At 63.8% G+C, this 2,226-nt stretch carries 3 protein-coding genes, 1 tRNA gene and 1 pseudogene; 1 reads left to right on the forward strand and 4 read right to left on the reverse strand.

Features of this window, described 5'->3' with window-relative positions:
- Both DMB66_RS59240 and DMB66_RS59245 read right to left on the reverse strand, forming a co-directional pair.
- A pseudogene (locus DMB66_RS59240) lies at positions 1 to 231 on the reverse strand (Uma2 family endonuclease); the annotation flags it as partial.
- A 376-nt stretch (positions 232 to 607) separates the two neighbouring features.
- A complete protein-coding gene (locus tag DMB66_RS59245; RefSeq protein WP_199753300.1) occupies positions 608 to 1,063 on the reverse strand; it encodes a hypothetical protein in 456 nt (151 codons plus the stop codon).
- Here DMB66_RS59245 and DMB66_RS65110 point away from each other — a divergent pair.
- Positions 974 to 1,405, forward strand: a complete 432-nt coding sequence (locus DMB66_RS65110) for a tyrosine-type recombinase/integrase (RefSeq protein WP_370321545.1) — start codon at positions 974 to 976, stop codon at positions 1,403 to 1,405. The genes DMB66_RS59245 and DMB66_RS65110 overlap by 90 nt on opposite strands.
- Positions 1,406 to 1,407: 2 nt before the next feature.
- Here the strand turns inward: DMB66_RS65110 and DMB66_RS59255 are convergent.
- Both DMB66_RS59255 and DMB66_RS59260 read right to left on the reverse strand, forming a co-directional pair.
- Positions 1,408 to 1,477: transfer RNA gene (locus DMB66_RS59255), tRNA-Arg, on the reverse strand.
- A 485-nt stretch (positions 1,478 to 1,962) separates the two neighbouring features.
- Positions 1,963 to 2,226, reverse strand: a 264-nt coding sequence (locus DMB66_RS59260) for a hypothetical protein (RefSeq protein ID WP_233625616.1), incomplete at its 5' end; no start/stop codon positions are given.

Below are 2,226 nucleotides of genomic sequence, written 5' to 3' on the forward strand. Positions count from 1 at the left end.
GAGGTCAGGAACTCGCCCGCCACCGACATCGATGCCGCAGTCCGTGACAACCTGCTCCGGGCCGTAGCCATTGGTGAGGAACCAAGCGAACATCCGCGACACGATAAGCGCGTGATCAGGATCCGCGGGCGGCATGACGGACAACACTCCCTCGGGACTGAGTTCGTAACGGTGGTTCTCATCGGCTGCCGCCATCACAGCAAGGTCATCCAATGTCACCTGCGTCGGCATACTCGCACCCACTGCCTCGGCGCTCACCACGCCTCCCCTGCAAGTCGCGCTGCTCCCGCCAGCAATCCGGGCGGACAGACCGCGCCCGACGTGCCTCTGGCTGGAAGAGCCAGAGCCAGCTCGTCCAGAACTTAAGGCCTCCACCCCGAGGTTGAGGCCCTTTGGATCCTACAGTGCGCCCGAAGGGACTCGAACCTCGAACCCTCCGATCCGTACGTGATCTTCGAAGTCTAAACTCGTTCTAGCCAGCAGCTCTGGTCGCGGATCCAGCAAAGCCAATCGCTCCAATATTCGGCGTGTGCGCCACGCAATCCATTCCAAGACTGGTCGGCTGGTGTCGCCCGGCGCCCACAAATTGGGCGACGCCTGAGACCTCCTACCTCAGCACGATCCCTGACTGATCCACATATTCAATTCCTCGCCTCGTGATCCGCACGCGATCAGGATCACGATGGATGTAGTTAAGTTCGCGTTCGAGCCGTGTATAAATCCTGCCCATGTTCTTTCTCATTGCAGGGGTAGCCCACTCGCGCAACTGCTCGCGAGTCGCTCCGACTGATCCGCAATGATAGAGCAGCACCAGCAGGTGTTCACCGTGACTTAGGCTCGAATCGAGCACCTTCAGGAAGCCGTCGAAGTCCTCGATAACCGGGGCACGTCGGGCGACAAGATCTTGGACCATGCGTTGAGCTTCGTCCGCCGAGACTGTTGGCGTGTGCCATAGTCGGAGAAACTCCCGCCGGTGCGGTTGCACGATCTCCGCCACGGCGCCGCGTCTCTCGCCCACGCGGCCGGCGCCGACCTCAAGACGCTGCAGGACCTGCTCGGGCACTCCAGCATCCTGGTCACCGCGGACACCTACACCAGCGTGCTGCCCGCGACCCAACGCCACTGTGCCGACGCGACCGCCAAGCTGGTGCTGGACGCGGCCCGCCGGACGCGCAAGAAGATCAAGAACGCGGCCCGCCGCAATCGGCCCCGGCCCGATTCAGTTTCCGCTGCCCCCGGCAGATTCCCGCGAAGCGAACAAATGGCAGGTCACGGACCCGCCGACGACGTCCTCCTCGCCCGCAGAGCCCGCCCCCGAGCGGCCCCCACGTGGCACCCATCGTCCACACAGGCCGGAGAAAGCAAAACGCCTGACCCGCGTTTCCGCAGGTCAGGCATCTTATAATCTGGTGCGCCCGAAGGGACTCGAACCCCTAACCTTCTGATCCGTAGTCAGACGACTAGTGGTCGCGGGCACACTCTGTTACTGCCTTCGCTCTAGTGGCGTTATACCAGGTCAGGAGCGGTTTGCGTTTCGGCTGGTCACGGCCGAATGCATGATCCAGGCAGTACGAGGAACAGCGGCTTCCAGTTGGCTGTGCTGATTAAGGTCCGGTAGTGCTGCACCGTGCTCCGACGTCCGATCACCATCGGAGCACCATCACGCTGCGTAAACCCGCCACTTATAGCCACGATCAAGGTGACGTGCGCAAGCCATTCGGGCCAGGCGTATAGCCCGCGGCCCTCCGGCCGGGTGCGACACCGGCCACGACGGCTGGACTGAGAACGGCTGACCGGTCTCCCCACAGACCCACACGGCACGGCGCCCAATCGCCTCGAACCGGTAAGGCTCACACTGATCACATCCAGCCGGCCACGCAGCCCTCTCTCGGTGTCTGCTCCCGCTGGGCACGACGTTCGATCACCCACCGTCCCTCGGCGCAGGCATGCCCTCCTGGGGGTTCAGCGGAGACCGGGACTGGCCCGATGGTCGGCAATGAGGCGGGCCACGAGTTCCGCCGCGACGTCGGCGGAGCGGGTGACAACCGCGTCGTACTCGATGGCCTCGTCGGGATTGACGTGGATGTGTTCGGTTTGGCCGAAGCCGAGGACTGCGGTGTTGCCGGGTTTGGCGACGCTGCCGTAGGAGATCATGGTCGCGGGGTCGAGACCGATCGCTGGGATCACCAGCGAACCGTGCGGCAGGTCGAGGGCGGTCAAGGCGTC

The organism is Actinoplanes sp. ATCC 53533 (assembly GCF_003947245.1).